The 22,396-nt window shown below is 71.4% G+C and carries 20 protein-coding genes and 1 pseudogene; 10 read left to right on the plus strand and 11 right to left on the minus strand.

Features of this window, described 5'->3' with window-relative positions:
- Positions 1-142: 142 nt before the first annotated feature.
- From HNR57_RS25520 to HNR57_RS25535, 4 genes are all read left to right on the plus strand, one after another.
- The gene (locus HNR57_RS25520; protein ID WP_184563261.1) at positions 143-1,015 is read left to right on the plus strand and encodes a hypothetical protein; all 873 of its coding nucleotides are present in this window, start codon (positions 143-145) and stop codon (positions 1,013-1,015) included.
- 177 nt (positions 1,016-1,192) lie between these two features.
- Entirely contained in the window at positions 1,193-1,630 is a 438-nt protein-coding gene (locus HNR57_RS25525; protein ID WP_033308886.1) for a Fur family transcriptional regulator, read from the plus strand.
- A 74-nt stretch (positions 1,631-1,704) separates the two neighbouring features.
- Positions 1,705-3,930: a catalase/peroxidase HPI gene (katG, locus tag HNR57_RS25530; protein ID WP_184563263.1), complete on the plus strand. Its 2,226-nt coding sequence runs from the start codon at positions 1,705-1,707 to the stop codon at positions 3,928-3,930.
- 177 nt (positions 3,931-4,107) lie between these two features.
- Entirely contained in the window at positions 4,108-4,890 is a 783-nt protein-coding gene (locus HNR57_RS25535) for a carbonic anhydrase (protein WP_184563265.1), read from the plus strand.
- A 46-nt stretch (positions 4,891-4,936) separates the two neighbouring features.
- Here the strand turns inward: HNR57_RS25535 and HNR57_RS25540 are convergent.
- Both HNR57_RS25540 and HNR57_RS25545 read right to left on the minus strand, forming a co-directional pair.
- Positions 4,937-6,330: pseudogene (locus tag HNR57_RS25540) on the minus strand (Tat pathway signal sequence domain protein).
- A 116-nt stretch (positions 6,331-6,446) separates the two neighbouring features.
- The gene (locus HNR57_RS25545; RefSeq protein WP_184563267.1) at positions 6,447-8,165 is read right to left on the minus strand and encodes a VanW family protein; all 1,719 of its coding nucleotides are present in this window, start codon (positions 8,163-8,165) and stop codon (positions 6,447-6,449) included.
- A 217-nt stretch (positions 8,166-8,382) separates the two neighbouring features.
- Here HNR57_RS25545 and HNR57_RS25550 point away from each other — a divergent pair, with 217 nt between their 5' ends.
- From HNR57_RS25550 to HNR57_RS25560, 3 genes are all read left to right on the plus strand, one after another.
- Positions 8,383-9,648, plus strand: coding sequence for a glycosyltransferase family 4 protein (locus HNR57_RS25550; RefSeq protein ID WP_184563269.1), 1,266 nt, complete (start codon positions 8,383-8,385; stop codon positions 9,646-9,648).
- Positions 9,645-10,604, plus strand: a complete 960-nt coding sequence (locus tag HNR57_RS25555) for a transferase (protein ID WP_246554933.1) — start codon at positions 9,645-9,647, stop codon at positions 10,602-10,604. The genes HNR57_RS25550 and HNR57_RS25555 overlap by 4 nt, the downstream gene beginning before the upstream one ends.
- 190 nt (positions 10,605-10,794) lie before the next feature.
- The gene (locus tag HNR57_RS25560; RefSeq protein ID WP_184563271.1) at positions 10,795-11,454 is read left to right on the plus strand and encodes a YceI family protein; all 660 of its coding nucleotides are present in this window, start codon (positions 10,795-10,797) and stop codon (positions 11,452-11,454) included.
- Positions 11,455-11,469: 15 nt separating this feature from the next.
- Here the strand turns inward: HNR57_RS25560 and HNR57_RS25565 are convergent, their stop codons facing one another.
- The 6 genes from HNR57_RS25565 to HNR57_RS25590 all read right to left on the minus strand — a co-directional run bounded on the left by HNR57_RS25565 (position 11,470) and on the right by HNR57_RS25590 (position 16,498).
- Complete coding sequence (locus HNR57_RS25565; RefSeq protein WP_184563273.1) at positions 11,470-11,967, minus strand: molybdenum cofactor biosysynthesis protein; 498 nt, start codon at positions 11,965-11,967, stop codon at positions 11,470-11,472.
- A 56-nt stretch (positions 11,968-12,023) separates the two neighbouring features.
- Positions 12,024-13,019 (minus strand): MASE1 domain-containing protein, encoded by a 996-nt coding sequence (locus HNR57_RS25570; RefSeq protein ID WP_376772286.1) that lies wholly within the window; start codon positions 13,017-13,019, stop codon positions 12,024-12,026.
- 60 nt (positions 13,020-13,079) lie between these two features.
- A complete protein-coding gene (locus HNR57_RS25575) occupies positions 13,080-13,910 on the minus strand; it encodes a PP2C family protein-serine/threonine phosphatase (RefSeq protein ID WP_184563283.1) in 831 nt (276 codons plus the stop codon).
- A 124-nt stretch (positions 13,911-14,034) separates the two neighbouring features.
- Complete coding sequence (locus HNR57_RS25580; RefSeq protein WP_184563285.1) at positions 14,035-14,838, minus strand: DUF817 domain-containing protein; 804 nt, start codon at positions 14,836-14,838, stop codon at positions 14,035-14,037.
- A 27-nt stretch (positions 14,839-14,865) separates the two neighbouring features.
- Positions 14,866-15,480 carry a hypothetical protein gene (locus HNR57_RS25585; protein WP_184563287.1) on the minus strand — a complete coding sequence of 205 codons (615 nt, stop codon included), beginning with the start codon at positions 15,478-15,480 and terminating at the stop codon, positions 14,866-14,868.
- Between the two features lie 19 nt (positions 15,481-15,499).
- Positions 15,500-16,498 (minus strand): inorganic phosphate transporter, encoded by a 999-nt coding sequence (locus HNR57_RS25590; protein WP_184563289.1) that lies wholly within the window; start codon positions 16,496-16,498, stop codon positions 15,500-15,502.
- A 138-nt stretch (positions 16,499-16,636) separates the two neighbouring features.
- On the opposite strand from HNR57_RS25590, the gene HNR57_RS25595 reads away from it, so the two are divergent.
- The 3 genes from HNR57_RS25595 to HNR57_RS25605 all read left to right on the plus strand — a co-directional run bounded on the left by HNR57_RS25595 (position 16,637) and on the right by HNR57_RS25605 (position 19,484).
- On the plus strand, positions 16,637-17,236 hold the full coding sequence (locus HNR57_RS25595) for a DUF998 domain-containing protein (RefSeq protein ID WP_184563291.1): 600 nt from the start codon (positions 16,637-16,639) through the stop codon (positions 17,234-17,236).
- A 98-nt stretch (positions 17,237-17,334) separates the two neighbouring features.
- Positions 17,335-18,540, plus strand: a complete 1,206-nt coding sequence (locus HNR57_RS25600; protein ID WP_184563293.1) for a glycoside hydrolase family 64 protein — start codon at positions 17,335-17,337, stop codon at positions 18,538-18,540.
- Positions 18,541-18,812: 272 nt separating this feature from the next.
- A complete protein-coding gene (locus HNR57_RS25605; protein ID WP_184563295.1) occupies positions 18,813-19,484 on the plus strand; it encodes a hypothetical protein in 672 nt (223 codons plus the stop codon).
- A 93-nt stretch (positions 19,485-19,577) separates the two neighbouring features.
- Here HNR57_RS25605 and HNR57_RS25610 read toward each other — a convergent pair whose 3' ends face one another.
- From HNR57_RS25610 to HNR57_RS25620, 3 genes are all read right to left on the minus strand, one after another.
- The gene (locus HNR57_RS25610; RefSeq protein WP_184563297.1) at positions 19,578-20,003 is read right to left on the minus strand and encodes a DUF6003 family protein; all 426 of its coding nucleotides are present in this window, start codon (positions 20,001-20,003) and stop codon (positions 19,578-19,580) included.
- Positions 20,004-20,110: 107 nt separating this feature from the next.
- Complete coding sequence (locus tag HNR57_RS25615; RefSeq protein WP_313674723.1) at positions 20,111-21,469, minus strand: Fic family protein; 1,359 nt, start codon at positions 21,467-21,469, stop codon at positions 20,111-20,113.
- A 106-nt stretch (positions 21,470-21,575) separates the two neighbouring features.
- The gene (locus HNR57_RS25620) at positions 21,576-22,343 is read right to left on the minus strand and encodes a restriction endonuclease (protein WP_313674725.1); all 768 of its coding nucleotides are present in this window, start codon (positions 22,341-22,343) and stop codon (positions 21,576-21,578) included.
- Positions 22,344-22,396: the final 53 nt, after the last annotated feature.

Below are 22,396 nucleotides of genomic sequence, written 5' to 3' on the forward strand. Positions count from 1 at the left end.
GCTAGGCGGCGCTCATATGTTAAACCGTCGATTTCCCGATCCTGAACGGGGGCCTCCGACGCGTTCGGCGGCCTCTCCGCGCGCCTCTCGGGGCAGGTCCTGAGACGATCGAAAGCGGATTTTCCGTGCGAAAGGGGTGTACATGGACTACGACTCCGTGGCCGACGAGCTGTACGCCCTGCGCCCGGAGGAGTTCACCGCCGCCCGCGCCTCCGCCGTGGCCTCCGCCCGCACCGCCGGTGACCGGGAACTCGCCGAGCGGATCGGGGCGTTGCGCAAGCCCAGCCTCGCCGCCTGGGTCAGCAACCTGCTGGTCCGCAGCAGCCCCGGAGAGGTCGAGCCCCTGCTGCGCCTGGGGGAAGGGCTGCGGCAGGCCCACCAGGACCTGGACGGCGCACAGCTGCGCGAGCTGAGCCGCAGCCGGCACGCGCTCATCCGGGCCCTGTCCCTGCAGGCCCGGCAGCTCGCGAAAGAGGCCGGCCATCCGATCGGTGAGGGCGTGCAGCGCGAGGTCGAGAACACCCTGCACGCCGTCCTGGCCGACCCCGAGGCCGCGCGGGCCTGGGCGGGCGGCCGCCTGGCCAAGCCGCTGAGCGCGGCCGTCGGCTTCCCCGCCGTCGCCGAGGGGGCCCGGCCGCAGCGCCCCGCGCCCGCGCCCGTTCCCGCGCCCTCCCGCCCGGACAAGAAGACGAGCGAGCAGCGGCGACGCCGCCTGGAACGGGCCCGGAAGGACGCCGAAGCCGCCGAGCGCGAACTGCGGCAGCTGCGCGACGAGGCCGCGGCCGCGGGGCAGGCGGCGGGGGAGGCGAAGCAGCAGGTGGACGCTCTCCAGCGGCGCGTGGAGGAGCTCACGGGCGAGCTGGAACGGATCAGGGGCGAACACCAGCAGGCCCGTTTCGCCGAACGGGCGGCCCGGGAGCAGGCGCGCACGGCCGACCGCCGGGTCCGTGAGGCCGGCCGCAAAGCCGCGACGGCCGCCGCTCAGCTCGAACGTCTGACCTCGCCGGACGCGTGATCGAGGGACCGGTGCGGCGGTGCGCGCCACCTGACGCCCGCCGGGGCGCCATCATGCGGCTGTGACTGAACTCACACCCCTCAAGTAAGCCGTCCCGCAAAGCCACACACGCACGACACCAAAATTGAACCGTTCGTTTTCTTGAACCAGTCGTGTTTGTGTGGCTAGGTTGTCCGCATGACCGCATCCGGGAACCCGACCACCGCCGAGGAGCTCCGCGGTGCCGGCCTGAGGGTGACGGCCGCCCGCGTCGCGCTGCTCGAAGCCGTACGGGACGGTGACCACCTCGGCGCCGAGGCCATCGCCTCCGAGGTGCGCGGCCGCGTGGGCCACATCTCCGTCCAAGCCGTCTACGAGGGGCTGCACGCACTCACCGCGGCGGGACTCATACGCCGTCTCGACCCACCCGGCAGCCCGGCCCTCTACGAGGGGCGGGTCGGCGACAACCACCACCACCTGGTGTGCCGGTCGTGCGGAGCCGTCGCCGACGTCGACTGCGCGGTCGGCCACGCCCCCTGCCTGACCGCGTCCGACGACCGCGGCTTCGCCGTCGACGAGGCCGAGGTCATCTACTGGGGCCTGTGCCCCGCCTGCTCCACCGCTCGCAGTTCCTGAGCACCTGATCCACCCGCGTTCCTGAGCACGTGATCCACCCGAGCACCGTGATCCACCCGTCCGGAAGGATTTCCATGACTGAGAACCACGACGCGATCGTCACCGACTCCAAGTCGGAGGAGACGGGGGGCGGTTGCCCCGTGGCGCACGGCCGCGCTCTGCACCCGACCCAGGGTGGCGGCAACCGCCAGTGGTGGCCCGAGCGGCTCAACCTGAAGATCCTCGCCAAGAACCCCGAGGTGGCCAACCCCCTCGGTGAGGACTTCGACTACGCCGAGGCGTTCCAGGCCCTCGACCTCGCCGCCGTGAAACGCGACATCGCCGAGGTGCTCACCAGCTCGCAGGACTGGTGGCCGGCCGACTTCGGCAACTACGGCCCCCTGATGGTCCGTATGGCCTGGCACAGCGCGGGCACCTACCGCATCAGCGACGGCCGCGGCGGCGCCGGTGCCGGCCAGCAGCGCTTCGCCCCGCTCAACAGCTGGCCGGACAACGGCAACCTCGACAAGGCCCGCCGTCTGCTGTGGCCCGTGAAGAAGAAGTACGGCCAGTCCATCTCCTGGGCCGACCTCATGATCCTCACCGGCAACGTGGCGCTGGAGCAGATGGGCTTCGAGACCTTCGGCTTCGCCGGCGGCCGCAAGGACGTCTGGGAGGCCGAGGAGGACGTGTACTGGGGCCCCGAGACCACCTGGCTCGACGACAAGCGCTACACCGGCGACCGCGAGCTGGAGAACCCGCTCGGCGCCGTCCAGATGGGTCTCATCTACGTCAACCCCGAGGGCCCGAACGGCAACCCGGACCCGCTCGCCGCGGCCCGCGACATCCGTGAGACGTTCCGCCGCATGGCGATGAACGACGAGGAGACCGTCGCCCTGATCGCGGGCGGCCACACCTTCGGCAAGACCCACGGTGCCGGCCCGGCCGACAACGTCGGCGCCGACCCCGAGGCCGCCTCCATGGAGGAGCAGGGCCTGGGCTGGCGCAGCACCTACGGCACCGGCAAGGGCGGCGACGCCATCACCTCCGGTCTGGAGGTCACCTGGACGAGCACGCCGACCCAGTGGAGCAACGGCTTCTTCAAGAACCTCTTCGAGTTCGAGTACGAGCTGGAGCAGAGCCCGGCCGGCGCCAACCAGTGGGTGGCGAAGGACGCCCCGGAGATCGTCCCGGACGCGCACGACTCCTCCAAGAAGCACCGTCCGAAGATGCTCACCACGGACCTGGCGCTGCGCTTCGACCCGATCTACGAGCCCATCTCCCGCCGGTTCTACGAGAACCCGCAGGAGTTCGCGGACGCTTTCGCCCGCGCCTGGTTCAAGCTGACCCACCGTGACATGGGCCCGAAGTCCCTGTACCTCGGCCCGGAGGTACCGGCGGAGACCCTGGTGTGGCAGGACCCGCTGCCGGAGGCCGAGGGCGAGGCGATCGACGCCGGTGACATCGAGACCCTCAAGACCAAGCTCCTGGAGTCGGGTCTGTCCGTCTCGCAGCTGGTGTCCACCGCGTGGGCCTCGGCGTCCACCTTCCGCGGCAGCGACAAGCGCGGCGGCGCCAACGGCGCCCGTATCCGCCTTGAGCCGCAGCGCGGCTGGGAGGTCAACGAGCCCGACGAGCTGGCGCAGGTCCTGCGGGTCCTGGAGGGCATCCAGCAGGAGTTCAACTCCGGCGCCGGCGCCAAGAAGGTCTCCCTGGCCGACCTGATCGTCCTCGGCGGCACCGCCGCCGTCGAGAAGGCCGCCAAGGAAGCCGGCTTCCAGGTGCAGGTCCCCTTCGCCGCGGGCCGCGTGGACGCGACGGAGGAGCACACCGACGCCGAGTCGTTCGAGGCGCTGGAGCCGACCGCCGACGGGTTCCGCAACTACCACGGCAAGGGCAACCGCCTGCCGGCCGAGTTCCTGCTGCTCGACCGGGCGAACCTGCTCACCCTCAGCGCCCCCGAGATGACCGTCCTGGTCGGCGGCCTGCGGGTGCTGGGCGCCAACTACCAGCAGTCCCAGCTCGGTGCCTTCACCAAGACGCCCGGCTCGCTGACCAACGACTTCTTCGTCAACCTGCTCGACCTGGGCATCGAGTGGAAGTCGACGTCCGAGGACCAGACCACGTTCGAGGGCCGCGATGCGGCCACCGGCGAGGTCAAGTGGGCCGGCTCCCGCGCCGACCTGGTCTTCGGCTCGAACTCCGAGCTGCGCGCCCTGGCCGAGGTCTACGCGAGCGACGACGCGAAGGAGAAGTTCGTCAACGACTTCGTCGCGGCGTGGGTCAAGGTCATGAACCTGGACCGGTTCGACCTGGTCTGATCACCCCGCATGACAGGACGCCCCGGGCCGTCGGCCCGGGGCGTCCCGCGTTGCCCCGGGAAGCGTTGCCTGAGAGATCGTCAAAAACCCTTCAAGGTAAGAACATCACTTACCCAACTCTCACCATGAAAGGGCAAGGAACGCGACCGCGCCCGGAGCCGGGCATACGTTCGGGTCGTGAACACAGATTCCGCTGCCCACAGAGGCACCGGCCGTGCACCGCGCCCCTTCGCCGCTGCACGGCCCACCACCGGCGGCACCGTCCGCCGCACCCTGCTGCGCACCGCCCTGACGGGGGCCGCGGCGCTCGGCGCGGGCCTCGGCGCCGCCGGGCCGGCCACCGCGGCCACCCCGGTCCGGGACACCCGCCCGAGGCCCGGCACCCCCGCCGAAGCCCTGCGCGAACTGGCCGCGGGCAACCGCCGCTGGCGCGCCTTCCGGGAACGCCACCCGCACGAGGACCCCGCCCTGCGCCGGACGCTGGCCACCGGCCAGCACCCCTTCGCGGTCGTGCTCGGCTGCATCGACTCGCGCGTGCCCCCGGAGCTCGTCTTCGACCAGGGCCTCGGCGACCTGATGACCGTGCGCACCGCCGGCGAGGTGCTGGACGAGGCCGTCCTCGGCAGCGTCGCCTACGGCGTCCTGGAGCTCGCCATACCCCTCGTCGTCGTCCTCGGACACCAGTCGTGCGGCGCTGTCCGGGCCGCCGTCGAGGCGGAGGAGTCCGGGACGAAGCTGCCCGCACACATGCAGTACCTCGTCGACCAGATACGCCCTGCCATCGACCACGACAAGGAAGGAGACGCCCGGATCGACGCGACCGTGAGCGCCAACGTCCGGCTCGTGCGCTCCCGGCTGGCCGCGGAACCCGAACTGGCCGCCAGGATCGGCACGGGCAAGCTGGCGATCGTCGGTGCCCGCTACGAACTGACCACCCAGGCGGTCCACCGCCTGGCCTGACCATCCGCCCGGTCCGCTGCACGCGACAGCGGACCGGGCCGCGCCGTCACACCTGAAGCGGGTTGTACCGCGCCGCCGCCATCAGATACCAGGCGGTCGCCCCCGTGTGCCGGTACGGGTAGTAGCCGAAGCCGAATCCGGTGTCCAGCGGACTGCTCGCGGACACCACCCCACAGCGCTCGGGCAGTGCCTTCCCGCCGACGGTCTGACCGCCGCCCAGCAGGTCCTGTGCCTGTTCCGTGGACGCGATCAGACGCCGGGCGCGTGCCTCGTCGCCCCGCGCCCCTCTGTCACGCAGGGCGAGCGCGAGGTGGGCCGTCCCCTCGAACCACACGCCGTTGCGGTCGGGCTTGGGCTGGCCGGCGGCGATCGGGGCGTCCTCGTCCGCGAGGAGGCTCGCCGAACTGAAGGTGACACCCTCGTACGACTGCCCCTCGGGCACCGTGCTGTTGACGCGTCCGGAGTGGTCCGTGACGGCCAGCTCGGCCGCGGCCCAGTCCAGCGAACGGGAGAAGCGGCGCGAACCGAGCGCGAGGCGTGTCCAGGTCTGGGTGTCCTCCGGGACCGGGGACTTGTTGACCGTGACACCGTCATTGGTGCCGGTGTAGAAGAAACCACCGGACGGCTCCCACATTCGCCGCACGAACGCCTCGGCCCGCCCCCGCCGTTCCAGCCCCACACCCGGTCGCCGGTGAGCCGGGCGAGCCGGCCGAACAGGCAGACCAGGTCGGTGTTGTGCTCGGTCGAGGTGAACGGCAGCTTCTGATTCGCCCCGTCGACCCCGAACTTGAAGCCGCCGAGAGGCTCGTCGGTCCTGCCGTTGCGCTCGATCCACTCGCCGATCCGCACGGCACCGTCCAGGAAGCGGCGCGCCCCGGTCCGCCGGGCGAGGGCGCTCAGCGCGATGCCGGCCCAGGCCATGTCGCCCACGGCGGTGCCGGTGAAGCCGAACTGCGTCCCGACATTGGCCGTGCCGTCCGCCCGCACGAAGCCGTCGGGCTGGAGCGAGCCGTCGTAGAAGGTGTACGGCCCGACGTTGTAGGCCTGCCGGAGCCTGCCGTCGTCGTACGCCGGGTCGTGGCCCTGGGCATGGAGCAGCGCATCACCCAGCGCCTCGGCCCTGGCCAGTGCGGCGGAGGTCCGGGCCGCGAGGTGGGCGAGGATCACGAGGGCGTTGTCGTAGGTGAACGCGGTGCTGAACAGGCCGGCCTGGTCGGTGTAGCTCTGGGCCAGGCGAAGGGTGCCGTGGTCGGGGTAGGCGTCCATGGCGGCGGCGAGGAAGGCCAGTCCCCGGGCCGGGGCCGAGGCGGGGCGCGCGCCGGCGGAACCGGCCGCGAAGGCCTGCCCCGGGCCGGCGGCGGTGAGCCCCGCGGCACTGATGCCGAGTCCGGCACCGATGAGCGAACGCCGGCTGAGCGCCGGGCCTTGTCTGCCAGTCATGGGTCTCCCTTGAGAGCGCTCTCAATCAGTGGGCGCTCATTGTGCTGGCGCGCCGGGGCGGGGTCAACGCTCCGGTCGGAAGGGAGAGTTGGCGGAGAAGGCGAACGGGAAGCGGATCACTCGCAGACGATCTCGTCACGTGGCGTGTAGTGCGTGCGGTACGGCTCCCGCTTCACTTCCCGGCCGTCGTTGTAGAAGACCCGCTCCACGGTGACGTCGAAGCCTTCGAGCGGTGTCTGCGGGACGCACTCCTTGTCGTCGCTCACCTTCTTCTCCGGCTTCTTCACCTCGGTACGCGGGCCCGTGACCGACTTGATCTCGTCGTACTTGCGGGTGCCGAGGAAGGAGACGGTGACGGAAGTGTCGGTGGACTCGGCCTGGATGTAGACGGCCTTGCCGGAGTCGTTGGCGAACCGCAGGTCCAGGCTGCCCCAGGCGACCGTCGCCTCGCGGCCCTCCGGGTAGCGCTCGATGTAGAACGAGTGCGCTCCGTGCTCCACGGGCTTGAGCCCGGCGAAGAACAGCGCGTTGTACACGGTCGTCGCCACGGCCGAGACACCGCCGCCGGAGGCCTTGGTGAACTTGTCGTCCAGGATGATGATGCCGTCCATGAAGCCGTTGGCCTCGGTGCGCTCACCGACGGTCCGGTTGAAGCTCCAGGTCTCGTCCGGCCTGACGAGAGAGCCATTGATGAGTTCCACCGCCCGGCCTATGTTCTTCGTGCGGTACTCGGCCGGTTCGAAGTTGACGGTGAAGGAGGACATCCTCTCCGTCAGCCCCAGCTCCGCGGCGTTCTCGCGGGTCACCTCCGGCCGGGTCTCACGGACCTCCACCTCGCCGCTGCGGGCGGCGCCCGACTCGGTGAGCAGCGGCAGCACGGCCTGGCCCAGCGCCTTGTCGGTGACCGACCGGCCCACCGTGGCGTCCTCGGCCACCACGGCCTTTTCGCCCTCCGGCCGCAGCTTCGCGTTCTCGGCGGTCGTGGAGATGTCGTCCAGGGGACCGGCCACGGACGGCTCGGCGCGCAGCCCCTTGGCGTCGAGCTTTGGTCTGAGTTCGCCGCCGCGGTCCGGCCGCATGGTCAGATGCGCGCCCAGAGCTTCCTGGCCGACCGTGAACCGCCGGCCGGCGGCGGTGAGCGTCACCGGGCCCGACATGGCGGGCTCCGCGAAGGTGCGCACCGCCCGCTCCACCTCGCCGGCGGTGACCTCCGGCCGGGTCTCGCGGGTGGGCAGGGGAGTGACCGTACGGGTCTCACCGCGCAGGAAGGAGTCGCGCAGGGGCCGGACCGCGGCGTCCACGTCCAGCGCGTACCCCGTCCGCGGCATGACCGCCTTCACCCGGCCGTCGTCGAACGCGACGCCGCCGTCCCTGACCTTCTGGTCGAGCCCCTTCGCCAGCTGCCCGAGGGACGCCCGGGCCTTGTCCTCGTCGAGGTCCACGACCGGGTCGATCTCGCCGCCCGACCGGAAGATCCCCCCGAACACGCTGACCGGATCGGCGCCGGTGCGCGCCGCTCGGTCGACGGTCTCCTCGACGTCGTAGGAGAGGCCCGCGCGCTCCGGATCGACCCGGCCCGTGCGGTCACCGACCTTCACGGGCAGTTCCCGGGCACCGGCCGCGCCCAGCTCCCGTTCCAGCTTCCGCACCGCCTCCGCGGGGCTCAGCCCCCCGATGTCCACGCCGCGCACGGTCGTGCCGGAGTCGATCTGGCCGCCCGTGAGGAGCAGCCCGGCGAGATACAGACCACCGACCCCCACGGCCAGCGCGCCGCCGGCCAGGGCCACGGGCGGGAGGGAGGTGATGCGCGGGAGGAAGGCTGTACGGGGGCGCATGGGTCTCCAGAAGATCGGTACGAGGGTGCACCCGATGACGCGACGATGCGCGGGCAAACACATCAAGCTATCCACACCTCGGGGGCGAACCGGTATGGCCCAGACCACTTATGTCCGAGATCATTCCCGAACCGGCTGGACCGGCCCGGCCGCCGGGCACGGGCACAGAGTGGTAACGACGAACAACGGTCGGGCCGTTGACACGGTCTAGGCCACCATGAAGATCTCTTTCCTGATTCACAACGCCTACGGAATCGGAGGCACGATCACCACCACGTTCAACCTGGCCGGGGCCCTGGCCGAACGGCACGACGTGGAGATCGTCTCCGCGTTACGCCACCGGGAACACCCCAACCTCGTCCCGGATCCACGGGTGCGGCTGCGGGCGCTGGTGGACCTGCGCAAGGAGGCGGACCATCCGCTGCACCAGAGACCCGCGAGGGTGTTCCCGCCCGCCGAGTACCGCCACCACCAGTACAGCGAGCTGACCGACCAGCGCATCGGCGAGTGCCTCGCGGCGCTCGACGCCGACGTCGTGATCGGCACCCGCCCGGGCCTCAACGTGCACATCGCCCGCCAGGCCCCGCAGCACGTCCTGCGCGTCGGCCAGGAGCACCTCACCCTCGACAACCATTCGCCGCGGCTGCGCACCGCCCTGCGCCGCGCCTACCGCCGCCTCGACGTGATCACCACCGTCACGGAGGCGGACGCCGCCGCCTACCGGCGCCAGATGTGGCTGCCCGGCGTCCATGTGGAGGCCCTCCCGAACAGCGTCCCCGACCCCGCCCTGCCTCCCGCCGACAGCACCGCCAAGGTGGTGATCGCCGCGGGCCGCCTGGTTCCGGTCAAGCGCTACGACCTCCTCATCGAGGCGTTCACCCGGGTCGCTGCCGTACACCCCGACTGGCAGCTGCGCATCTACGGCAAGGGCGAGGAGCAGCCCAGGCTACGGGAGCTCATCGAGCGCCTCGGCATGTGGAACAACGTGTTCCTGATGGGGGCCGCCACCCCCATGGAGGCCGAATGGGCCAAGGGCTCGATCGGCGCGGCCGCGTCCGACTTCGAGCCGTTCGGCATGACCATCGTCGAGGCGATGCGCTGCGGGCTGCCCGTCGTCAGCACCGACTGCCCCTACGGCCCCGGCGAGATCATCGCGGACGGCACCGACGGCAGGCTGGTCCCGGTCGGGGACCGTGACGCGCTCGCCGCGGCCCTGCTGGACCTCGTCGGCGACGACGAGCGGCGAAGCCGCATGAGCCGGGCCGCCCTGGCCAACGCGCGCCGCTTCGCCCCCGGCCCCGTCGTCGCCCAGGCCGAGCGCCTCCTGGAGACCGCCGCCGCGGCCAGGAGCACAGGCCGGACGGCCACCCCGCCGCAGCACCGCACCCAGAGCGCCCTGACCGGCCGTGGCCACGCCGCCCGCGACGCCGCCCACGCCGCTGCCGCCGGCGTACTGCGCTCGATACGGAAGGGACGCCGATGAGCACACCGGGAGACAGGACGTCGAAGGAGCCGCGTGAAGGCGCGACGCCGGACACACCACGGGTGCCGCCGGGCCCGCCGCACGAGGGCATGACGCCGGGCGTGCCGCACCGGGGCGCGGCGCCGGGCACCCCGCGAACCACGACGGCGAGCCCCCGGCACGCAACCCACCCGCGCGCCGACTGCGCGATCGACGCCGACGGCCGGATCACCTTCCGGCTGCCGCCGGCCCCCGGCGCACAACCCCGGCTGCTCCTGCGGCTGCGGCCCAGGAAGGGGCGGGCCGAGACGACCCTTCGCCTCCTCGACCTGGAGCCCGAACGGGCCGACGGCCACCGGCATGCCGTACTGGAACCGCACCCCGTCCTCGACGAGGGCCGCTGGGACGTGTACCTGCTGCCGGAATCCGATGCCGAGCGCCGACGGGTGCGCCCCGGCCTGCGGGATCTGCGCAGCCTCGTCGACGGTCACCTGCGCGACCGCCCAGCGCCGGTCGCGGTCAGGATCCCGTACACCACGAAGGACGGCTTCCTCGCCATCAGGGCCTGGCGGCGCACCGCCCACGCGGAGGCCGGCACCATCGACGTCACGGACCGGGCCATGACGATCACGGCCCGCCTGCACGGCGCCGAGCTCGGCGGGGACGCCGCCGTGCGCCTGCGGCTGCGCGGCACCGACACCGTACGCACCCTCCGCCCCCGGACCGACGACGACGCCAGGGGCTTCTCCTTCACCGTCGGTGCCGGTGACCTGGCGGACGACGGCGGGGGAGCGGCCGGCGTCTGGGACGCCTACGTCCGCCCCACGGCCGGTGCACCACTGGTCAGGGTCGGTCGGCTGCTCGACGACGTGGCGGACCGCAAGCACGTGTACGTCTACCCCGCGATCGAGACGGCCGGCTCCGCTCTCCGCCCGTACTACACCGTCGACAACGACTTCGCGATAGAGGTGACGTAAGACCGATTCGCCGAAATGCCCGAAATGAAAATTCCTGGACTTCCGGATGGTCGTTTCGGTGATGCGCCGCGACAGCGATGTGTGGGTTTTGTGTAAAGCGGCGGCAAAAGGGGTCAGGGGCTTGTTCTCAACAGCCGCACATCGGGAGGGGACTTGCGGCTATAACCAAACTCAAGTACCTAGATGAATCATGAACCTGTTCAACCGCGTTGTGCCGTCCCGCCGGCAGGCACAGCTCCCCCCACAGCGCCCCGTCGGCGCACCGGCATCCTCCACTGCCGTGCTGCCGGACCCCAACCTGGCCGATCTGTCCGGTGAATGGGTCGTCGACCCCGCGCACAGCAGGATCGGCTTCTCCGTCCGGCACGCCATGGTGACCACCGTGCGCGGTTGTTTCCTGGAGTACGAAAGCCGGCTCTACTTCGACGCGTACGACCCCACACGGTCACGGGCCGACATCACTCTGTTCACCTCCAGCGTGGATACCGGAGTGGAACAACGCGACGCGCACTTGGTCGGCCGTGACTTCCTCGACGCCGCGACCTATCCGCGTATGCGCTTCACCAGCACGGGGGTGGCTCAGACGGGCGCCGACCTGTTCAGCATGTCGGGGGAACTGACCATCAAAGGGATCTCCCGTCCCGTCGTACTCGACATGACCTATATCGGGAATGTCACCGACCCCTTCGGATACGACCGGGTCGGCTTCGACGGCACCACCACCATCAACCGCTCCGACTGGGGCCTGACGTACAACAGCAGGCTGGCCGAGGGCGGCGCGATGGTGAGCGAGAAGGTGCGCCTGCAGCTCGACATCGCTGCCATCCGCACGGCGCCCTCGGGCGGCTGACCGCACCGGGGCGCTTCACGACGCGGCGTCGGCCCCGGCCACGATCCGGAACGTGGCCGGGCCGAGCGTGAGAACCCCGTCGCTCAGGGGGATGCACCGCACGCCGCCCCGGCCGCGCAGGGCCCGCTGCGCCCCCGGGCCCATGGTGACGTCCATCCACGCGCAGGGCCGGGCGGGGCGCTTCACGGCGAACACCAGCGGCCCGGTGCCGCAGTCGAGCGAGATCGTCGCCCCGACGCAGGCATCGATGTCGACTCCCCTGAGCAGGATGTTCCTGCGCGTGTGCCGCAGATCCGCGCCGGCCGGGAGGTTCTCCGCGGCCATGATGGTCACCGCCGCGTTGCGGTGGGCGGGCCGGGCGTAGTAGCGGTCGCCGACCAGTCCCAGCCCGCTGCGTACCTCCACCCGGGTGACCCGCTCGTCCGAGGGACCGGGGGACGGCCCGTCCGACGGGCGTCCGGCCAGCCGGTGCGCGGGAGACACCAGCAGCTGCAGCACCTCCACCTCGGTCATGACGCCCACCCTACGTCTCGGTAACCACCGTCGAGGGGGCGCGGAGCCTCAGCCCGTCACTCCCGCAGCCCGGGCTCGCGGTCCTCCAGCGGAGCCCGGCCGTCCGCCGCCTCGCCCGCGGTCAGGTGCTCAAGGACCTCGACCAGTTCCTGGCAGGCGCGCTCCACGGAACGCCGTGTGTAGATCTGCTCGGTGATCACCGCGGACAGGATCAGGGCGGTGAGTGCCATCGCCCCGTTGAAGGCCTGCAGCTTCATCATCACCTCGACCCGGCTGAGCCGTTCGAACGGCCCGACCCGGTCGGTCGCGGCCACCGTGGTCATGACCGAGGCGAACAAAGCGCACAGCAGGCTGCCTGCCAGCTGGAACCGCAGAGCCGCCCAGATCAGCAGCGGATAGACGAGGAACAGCAGACTCACGGAACTGTGCGCGGCCAGGGGTACGAGGCAGCAGGCGATGACCGCGAGCCCCAGAGCCTCCTTCCAGCGCGACATGGGCAGCGGCAGGCGCACCCGGAACAGCAGGAGCAGTACCGGCGTGACGATGAGCACGCCCATGGCGTCACCGACCCACCAGGCCAGCCAGACCGCCCAGAAGCCGTGCTGTTCGATCTTGTCCGTGACGAGCAGGGTGCCGGCGCCGGTGGTCGCGCTGATCAGCATCGCGGTGAACGCGCCCAGGAAGACCAGGGCGAGACCGTCCCGCAGCCGCGCGAGATCGGTGCGGAAGCCGGCCCGCCGCAGCAGCAGGTACCCGGCGACGGGACCGGCCGTGTTGCCCGCCAGGACGCAGAGAGCCGACGGCGTGAGGGACGTGAGGGAGAGGATGACGAAGAAGGCGCCCAGGGCGATCCCGGGCCAGCAGCGCAGCCCGAGGATCAGCAGGCAGGCCACCGCGACGCCGGTGGGCGGCCAGATCGGGGTGACGACCGCGCCCTCGACGACCAGTTCCCGCAACAGCCCCAGCTGCGCGGACACGTAGTAGCAGGCGGCGACGGCCAGCGTCCGCAGAGCGGCGACGACCGGCGTACGCAGATCCTGGCTACCCACCACAGCAGCCATCAGACACCGAGGCAGCCGCCCCGGCGAGGCAGGAGCGCGTGTCGTGCGGCCCTATGGCTGAGCGTCCGGCCCGTCGAGGCCGACCACCAGGACGGCGGCGTCGTCGTCGTGCCCCACCCGCTCGGCCCCCTTGATCACGGCGGCCGCGAGCGCGTCCACGTCCATGCCCGCCACCGCCGCGATGCCCGCGAGCCGCGTCACCTGGTCGAGGCCCTCCTCCAGCCGCATCGTGGGGCCCTCCACGACACCGTCCGTGAGCAGGACGAACACGCCGCCCGTGGTGAGCTCGTAGCGCGTCACCGGGTAGGGAACCCCCGGCTGCACCCCGAGGGGCGGCCCGCCCTCGTCCTCGGTGACGCCGGACTTCCCGTCCGCCGTGGCCCAGACGCAGGGCAGATGTCCGGCCCGCGCGCTCTCCAGCACCCCGGCGCACGGGTCGAGCCGCATGAACGTGCAGGTGGCGAACAGGTCGGAGCCCAGGGACAGCAGCAGATCGTTGGTCCGGGCCAGCACCTCGCCCGGTTCGCTGGTGACGGAGGCCAGCGCCCGCAGCCCGGCCCGCACCTGCCCCATGAAGGCCGCGGCCTCGATGTTGTGGCCCTGGACGTCACCGATGGCCAGACCGATCCGGCCGTCGCCCAGGGTGAAGGCGTCGTACCAGTCGCCGCCCACGTTGAGGCCCTGGCACGCGGGTGTGTAGCGCACGGCCAGATGCAGCCGGCGGGCGACGGGCAGGTCCCGCGGCAGCATGCCGCGCTGGAGCGCGATCGCCAGCTCGACCCGGGAGCGCTGCATCTCGGCCTGGGCACGCGCCTGAGCCGTCAGGGCCCCGAGCCTGGTCAGCAGCTCGTCGCCGTCGTCCGTCGTGCCGGTGCGGGACATTGATCACTCCGGCGAGGATGGCCACGGTAGGTGACGACCCGAGAAGGCGAATCACCTGATTTACATCCATAGGATGATAAGCAGGCGGGGCCTTCCTCGACGACTCCACGCTGTCCGGGAGCCCTCACGGAGCTGTCCGCTCCGCCTCGGAATCCGTCCGCCGCCCTGTCGCCGCCAGCACGAACGTCACGCTGATGAGCAGCGCCCAGGCCCCGAACTTCTCCACCCCCACCGGCTCCCAGCCGTGCTGCTGGTACGGATAGCGCCACGCGCCGGCCAGGGTCGCCAGATTCTCGGCCACCCACAGGAAGAACCCGATCAGGACGAAGGACAGCGCCAGCGGCATCCGCCGGCGTACCCCCCGCACCGTGAAGTGCACCGACGTCCCCAGCGTGACGGCCACGAGCAGCCCGGCCAGCACCCAGCGCGCATCTGGCAGCCAGTGGTGGCTGAAGAAGTTGACGTATATGGCCGCGGCGACCACGGCCGTCGCCCGCGGCCGGTACCGCACGAGCCCCAGGTCGAACAGATGCCAGGCCCGGCAGACGTAGCTGCCCACGGCCGCGTACAGAAACCCGCCGTACAACGGGACACCGGCGAACTTCAGCACGGCCGGTTCCGGATAGCTCCAGGAGCCGAGCGCCACCTTCACCAGCTCGAAGGCCAGACCGATGACATGGCAGGCGGCGATGACGGCGACGTCCCGCCCGCTCTCCCAGCCGCGAGCCCAGAACAGCAGCGTGAGCAGCACACCGTAGACGACCAGCAGGTCATAGCGCGCCACGGGCAGTTCGGGCAGCAGCGCGGACACGGCCACGCCGGACAGCAGGGCGACGGCGAACGCGCAGGCGCGCGTCTGTGTCCAGGCGAACGCGAGCAGCTGACGGACCGGTGCGGCCAGGGGGCCGGCGATGCTGGCAGGGATCATGGTGCCCTGTAGGACGGGCCGGTGCGCCTACCGGTTGCAGTGAACCTCCCCGCCCGGAGCCGGGCCGCCCGCGTACTCCCGTGCCCGGGTCACGGCCTGCCGCAACAGCAGGGACAGCAGCCCATCGGCCTCCGGCGCGGTGCACAGCACCCGGAGCGCACGCTCCAGGCGCCGGCGCCCGGGCCCGCGCCACCACAGCAGATCGACGATCCGGGCCGCCGGACCACCCGCAGGCGCGTCGGCGAGTCTCCCCGCCCTCCGCCGGCACGCCCGGCCGTTCCGCGCCAGACGCCGCGACGCGGGACGGACCCGGAGTGCCCTGTCCACGACCATGCCGACTAGCAGCGGCGGGTAGTCACGGCCGGCGGGGCGGGCGTCGGCGAGGTCGGCGGCGAGCGGCCACAGCGCGTGCCGGGCGTCGTCGCCGACGCTGTCGTTGACCACCCGGGCCAGGGCGGCGAGCGCGGGGTGCGTCCCGGCCGGGCTGTCGGTGAAACGGCCGGTGGCCAGCAGCCCGGCGGCCTCCATCAGACAGGCGCCGTCGTCCGGGTGCAGATGGGCGAAACGCCCCGGCGCCGGAAGACCGGCCGGGAGCCCGGCGGGCGGCTCCACGGACGCCCGGCGGCCGGGAAGAGCGGTCATGGGCGGCCTCCGGCTGTGCTCACAGAGGGGTGACGGCGTGCAGGAAGAGGTAGAGCAGCGCGGCCGGGATCCCCGCGCCGGGAAAGGTGAGGATCCAGGCGGTGCCGATCGAACGGGCCACCTGCCAGCGTACGGCGGAGAAGCGCCGGGTGGCGCCGGAACCCAGGATGGCGGCGGTGATGGTCTGCGTGGTGGAGATCGGCGCCTTCACGAGGAACGCGGTCGTGTAGAGGACGGCCGCGGCGGCGGTCTCGGCGGCGAAGCCGCGCGGCGGATCGAGGTGCACGATGCGCCGCCCCAGGGTGGTGATGATGCGGCGCCCGCCGGTGTACGTACCGACGGCCATGGCGGCCGCCACGGCGGCGATCACCCACACCGGCACCGAGAAGTCGTCCTGCCAGCCGGCCGTGACCAGGGCCAGCACGATGACGCCCATGGTCTTCTGGGCGTCCTGCAGCCCGTGTCCCAGCCCCATGGCGGCGGCGGAAACGGTCTGCGCCATGCGGAACCGCTCCATGGTGCGCCGGGGTGCCGAACGCCGGAACACCCACAGGATGCCCGTGTGCAGCAGGTATCCGAGCACCACGCCGACCAGCGGGGACAGCAGCATCGGCAGGATGACCTTGTCCAGGATTCCCGACCAGTGCACCGTGGCGGACGCGGCGAGCGCGGCACCGACCAGCCCGCCGATCAGGGCGTGCGAGGACGAGGTGGGAAGCCCCCGCCACCAGGTGAAGACGTTCCACCCGATGGCGCCGATGAGCGCGCACAGGACGAGCAGCAGCCCTGAAGTCGCCTCGGGTGCCCCGATGATGCCGCTGCCGACGGTCTGGGCGACTCCGGTTCCGAGGAAGGCGCCGAAGAAGTTCATCACCGCGGCCATGGCGAGGGCCACGCGCGGTGTCAGGGCCCTGGTGGAGATGGAGGTGGCGATCGCGTTCGCGGCGTCGTGAAAGCCGTTGGTGAAGTCGAACGTCAGACCCACGATGATGATCAGCACCACGAGTGTCAGCTCCATGCCCGATCACCTTCCGACGCCCGGCCGCTCGCATCCATCGTGCGCTCCCCGGGCGGAGCGGGCCGTGCGACTACGCCACGCGGGGCGAGCCGCCCGACGGAACCCGGGGACACGGATGCCCAGCTTTACGGTGTCCTGATGCGATTTGTTCCTACATGGGCTCTGGTGTCATCGGGGTGCGCGCCGCTCTTCCTGATCATGGGCTGGCTGGTGGCGGCGTCGCTCCAGGGCCCTCCCTACGACCCCGCCGCCCAGACGATCAGCGTCCTGGCCGCGCCCGGGAACTCGGGGTCCTGGGTGATGACGGCGGCATTCATCGCGCTGGGGGTCTGCCACCTGCTGACGGCCTGGGGCCTGCGGCCGGCCGCGACCGCGGGGCGGGCGGCCCTGGCGGCCGGAGGGGTGTCGGCGGTGGCGGTGGCCATGGTCCCGGCGCCGAGCAGCGGCGGGTCCCTGAGTCACGGCTCGGTGGCCGTCGTGGGCTTCACCGTCCTGGCCGCATGGCCCGTCCTGGCGGCCCGGGCCGGTACCGGCGTTCCGTGGGCCCTGCGCCCTTTCCCCTCCCTGGGGGCGACCGCGGTCATGGCGGCCGGCGCGGCCTGGTTCCTGATCGAGCTGCACCTCCACGGCGCGGTCGGTGTGGCCGAGCGTGCCGTGACGGCCCTCCAGTCGGTCTGGCCCTTCGTGGTCGTCCTCTCCTGTCTGCGCGGGTTCCGCCGCGACGGCTGCCCGAGCTGACCGGGCGTGCGCGAAGCATTGACAGGTACGGACCAAGAGGCAACTCTGAGAGCGCTCTCACAGTTTGGAATCGGCCACCTGTCGAACGGAGGCAGCGCGTGTTGCGAACTCTCAGGCGCCGGGCCACGGCCGCGGGGCTGTCCCTCGCCACGGTCCTCGCCGGCTCACTGCTGGCGACCGGAACGGGCGCTCCGGCCCACGCCGCCGTCCCGGCGACGATCCCGCTGAAGATCACCAACAACTCGGCCCGCGGCCAGCAGCTGTACATCTACAACCTCGGCACGGAACTCTCCACCGGACGACAGGGCTGGGCCGACGCGGCCGGCACCTTCCACCCCTGGCCGGCGGGCGGCAACCCGCCGACCCCCGCCCCCGACGCCTCGATCCCGGGCCCGGCCGCGGGCCAGTCGGCCACGATCCGCATGCCGAAGTTCTCCGGCCGCGTGTACTTCTCCTACGGCCAGAAACTGGTCTTCAAGCTCACCACCGGAGGCCTGGTCCAGCCCGCCGTGCAGAACCCGTCCGACCCCAACCGGAACATCCTGTTCAACTGGTCGGAGTACACGCTCAACGACTCCGGCCTGTGGATCAACAGCACGCAGGTCGACATGTTCTCCGCTCCCTACGCGGTCGGAGTGCAGCGGGCCGACGGCAGCACCGCGAGCACCGGCCGGCTCAAGCCCGGCGGATACAACGGCTTCTTCAACGCCCTCAGGGGGCAGCCCGGAGGCTGGGCCAACCTGATCCAGACCCGCTCCGACGGCACGGTACTGCGCGCCCTGTCGCCGCTGTACGGCCTGGAGACCGGCGCTCTGCCGGCCGGTGTCATGGACGACTACATCAACCGTGTCTGGCAGAAGTACTCCACCTCGACCCTGACGGTCACCCCGTTCGCCGACCGGCCCGGCACGAAGTACTACGGCCGGGTCTCCGGTGGCGTCATGAACTTCACCGACGCCGCCGGTGCCGTCGTCACCAGCTTCCAGAAGCCGGACGCCTCCTCCGTCTTCGGCTGCCACAGGAGGCTCGACGCCCCGAACGACCAGGTGCGCGGGCCGATATCGCGCACCTTGTGCGCCGGCTTCAACCGCTCCACGCTGCTGGTCAACTCCAGTCAGCCCGACGCCAGTGCCGCCGACTTCTACAAGGACAACGTCACCAATCACTACGCCCGCAAGATCCACGCGCAGATGGCGGACGGAAAGGCGTACGCCTTCGCCTTCGACGACGTGGGCCACCACGAATCACTCGTGCACGACGGCAACCCGCGCCAGGCCTACCTCACGCTCGATCCCCTCAACTGACCGTTCCGGCTTCGCCGCCGGCTCCGCGAACGGAACGCGGTGCCGGCGGCGTTGCCGTATTCACCTGCAGGATCGCGTCCACGACCATCTGGTGACCGCATAGTTGGCTATTCATCAGTTCTGAAATCAATCACAACTTTGCCATCTCTTGGTGTAGCTCGACCGTCGATTACGTGAGCCTCATGTGCATCACCCGATGACCCCAACCCCATGCAAAGCAGGGGTCATTGCGGTCATCTCCCCCCCCCACGCAGAAGTAAGAGGCACCGACGATGACGATGAACCACGCCCTGCGGTACGGCAGTCGCACGCTCGCGCTGGCGGCGACCGTACTCGGGGTGATCGCGACGGCGGTCCCGGCCGCCGCCGGGGATGAGCCCACCGCGGAGCAGATCCTGGCCGACTGCGCTTCCGGAGAGGGCAAGTGCAGCTTCAATTCACCGCAGCTCGGCAAGGCCTACCTCGGTGAGCCCCGTCAGGTCTCCGAACTGCTCTTCAACTGCACCGACTCGCCCGCCTCCCAGTCGATGTCATGGGCCGACACCGTGGGCTCCTCCCACTCGGTGGGAGGCTCGGTCACCGTGGGCGGCGGTATCGAGGGCATCATCACGGCCAGCGTGACCGCTACGTACAACTACACCTGGCAGAGCTCGCACACGGAGACGAGTTCCTTCACCGTCACCGTGAAGCCGGGAGAAGTGGGCTGGATCTCCCGTGCCCAGGTCATGCGGCAGATATCCGGCACGTGGCAGACCCACTACGACGACCCCAAGTGGGGCCACTACTACTGGTTCGTGCCCGACACGGTCACCGGCCCGGCCCCGAACGGCACGGACGGCAAGCACAGCGCGGTCGTGGTCAAGTCCCGCAAGATGACGGCCGACGAGAAGAAGTTGTGCGCCGGCGGCCCCACCCAGGACAAGGTCTTCACCCGCAGCCGCTGATCCGGCCCGCCTCGGCGGTCCCGGACGAAATCCGCGTGCCGACTGACCGGCCCCGTCAGATGGTTCTCGTCCGACGGGGTGCCCGCGGCGTCGTCAACCGCTCGCGGCGGCGGTCACCGTGGCGGGATCCACCCCGGTCAGTTCGACGATGCGGTGCGGTGCCACACCGGCGGCCAGCGCTCGCCCGATCAGGCCGTCCCGCCCGTCCGCGCAGTCGCGGTAGGCGAGCAGTTCCTCCTCGACCCGGGCCAGCGGCTCCGGTGCCATCTGGTGGCGGAGGCGGTTCAGCTCCTCCTCGCTCAGCGGGACGGGCAGCCGTTCCGCTCCCTCGGGCACGGCCGCCCTCTCCTCCGGCGGCAGCAGACGCAGGTGCGGCGAGGTCGGCGTGCTTCCCTGGGCGTCGAGCCAGGCGCGCACCGCGGGAGTCTCCATGCACGCGAGTTCACCGACGGCCGCCGGAACCACGCCGAGCTGCGCGGACGCGTCATCAAGCAGGAACAGGTAGGCGTCGTCGGTCATCCTCGGCTCCTTCACGGCAGGGTGCTGATCGACATCCCATTACCCCGCCGCGCCCGGAATACCGCCCGATCACCATTGCGAGGGAAGGCCACCCGGATGACGGGCGCTCACGCGGGGGCGGCGGCACGGCGCCGGGTCTCGGTGAGGTGGGTGTCGATGTACGAGGCGAGGACGAGCGCGTCCCCGGGCTCGTCGGCGCTGAAGGCGATGCGGCGCAGCAGGGTGACGCCGTCGAGGGCGATGCCTTCGCGGGCGAGGACGAAGACCAGGGTGAGGAAGGCGGCGCGGGCGTTGCCGTCGTCGAAGGGGTGGAAGAAGCAGACGTCGAGGTAGGCGCGGGCGGCGCGGGCGGTCAGGGGCAGGGGCCGTGCTGGGTCGCGGGCGCTCTCGGCCAGGCAGGCGTCCAGGCGGGCCCCGAGGCCGGGAGTGATGCCGTAGCGTTCCCGGCCGCCCTTCGCGAAGGCGGGCCGGCCGCGCAGCGGCGGGGGCCGCTCTGTGCCCAGGAGGTGCCGCTGCCAGCGCTGCAGCAGCCCGAAGCCGAGGCGGGCGTCGGGCGCGGCGTCGGCCCGCAGCAGCTCCAGTGCGGTGAGCAGGCCGCGGGCACGGTCCGGGTCCAGGGTGCCGTCGAAGTCGCGGATGTCCTCCTGCGCGCCGTCGCGGAACGGGGTCACCGGTCCGTCCGCGCCGCTGTCCGGGGCCTGCTGCCACGGCACGCTCTCCCGCACCGCGAGCCAGCGCTCCAGGTGGTCCGGCAGCGACTCGGCGGACCGTGCCCGGTCGGCCGGCCGCAACGACTGCGCGAGCCGCTCCGCCACATCGTCGACCAGCGCGTCGTCAGGGCCGGTCCAGCTCAGGAACCGCCCGCCGATCGCACGGTCGACCAGTTCCTCCGCGACGCCGGGTGCCACCGCCCAGCGGTCGAGGAACCAGGTGAGCACCTGGTGGCAGTGTCCGTGCCAGCCGCTGCCGCACCCGGTGCGGTCGGTCACCTGAAGGATCAGGTTGCGGGCGGCCCGGTCCCACAGGATCCGGTCGTCCTCGACGGTGTCCAGGTCCAGCGGGTACGCCTCGATCCATCCGGCGAGGCTCTCCAGCCAGGCGCGCCATTCGCACAGGGCCGCGACCACGCGGGTGAGCGTCTCCTCGGGGGTGGTGATCGAGTCGCGCGGGCAGCACCAGTGCCCGACCGGCCCCCCGTCGAAGTCACCTTCGTCGTGCGACCAGCGCCAGCCCGCCGCCCAACGGCCGTAGTGCTCCATCAAGGCATGGGACATGGCATCGGCCCACCGCCGGGCCTCACCCCAACTCCAGTCGCTCATCACCGGGTCGGCGAACGCGACATCCGGCCGGCGCGGCACACACCGGGCCGGCCCGAGCGAATGGACCACCTGTGCCGCCGAGGCGGCGTCGAAGGGGTGGCGGGCGGGGTCCACCTCGTCCCAGCTCAGGAACCCAGGTGCCAGCACAGGTATCACCGCGCAAGACTGCCACGCCCGCCCCACGCCCGATCAAGCGAATATCCGCCTGCACCTCGCGATCTCCGTCAGCATGCGGGCACGGGTGCGGCGCATCTCAGAACTGTGCACCGGCTGTCTCCCACCCGGCCGCCCCGCCGCCCGGGGCGATGTCCCAGGGCCGGGGGCCGGTGCCGTTCGTCCACGCCTCCAGTGCCTCCCGGTCCACGCACACGATCCCGCACTGCTCGGCGTACTCCATCGCCGGCGCCGTGAAGTCACTCGTGCTGACCAGTACGGCGACGTCGGCCTCATGGACGGTGTAGCACGTGCCGCCGAAACGCTGCAGATCCTGTGAGCCGACCCGATGGGACTCGCCGTACTGCTTGCACTGGATGACGACGCGGCGCCCGTCGGGCGTCACGGCCACGACGTCGGCGCCCAAGTCCCCGGCGCCTCCCACGACTTCGGCACCCGAGCAGCCGTCCCGCTCGCAGAGTGCCGCGATCGCCTCCTCGAACTCCTCCGGCGTCAGGGCGTCGTAATCGACGACGACCTCGGCGGCCGCCGGCTGACGGGGCACGGCTGGAGCCTCCAGTTCCTGTGCCGCCACCCTGGCCGCCTCGTCGAGTGCCGCGGCGGCCCGGCGTGCCACGCCCGCCACCCGCATCCGGCGCCGTAGGCCCAGGCAGCCCGCGACGGCTATCACGGCCAGGACGAACACCCAGGCAGGACGCCGCTCGACGGTGCTCGCCGCCACGCGGGCGGCGAGGCCCAGGACACTCACGACCACCGCGAGAAACACGAAGAACAGGGCCGTCGACCGAAGATCGAACCCGTACCGGCGGCGCTTCACAACCGGAGCGCGCTGCGGAGGCACTGTCACGACATCCCCCCTCATGGGACCAACAGCAAGATCACTCCCACCGTCTTCCCAAG

This window comes from Streptomyces paradoxus (assembly GCF_014202475.1).
Classification (GTDB): Bacteria; Actinomycetota; Actinomycetes; order Streptomycetales; family Streptomycetaceae; genus Streptomyces; species Streptomyces paradoxus.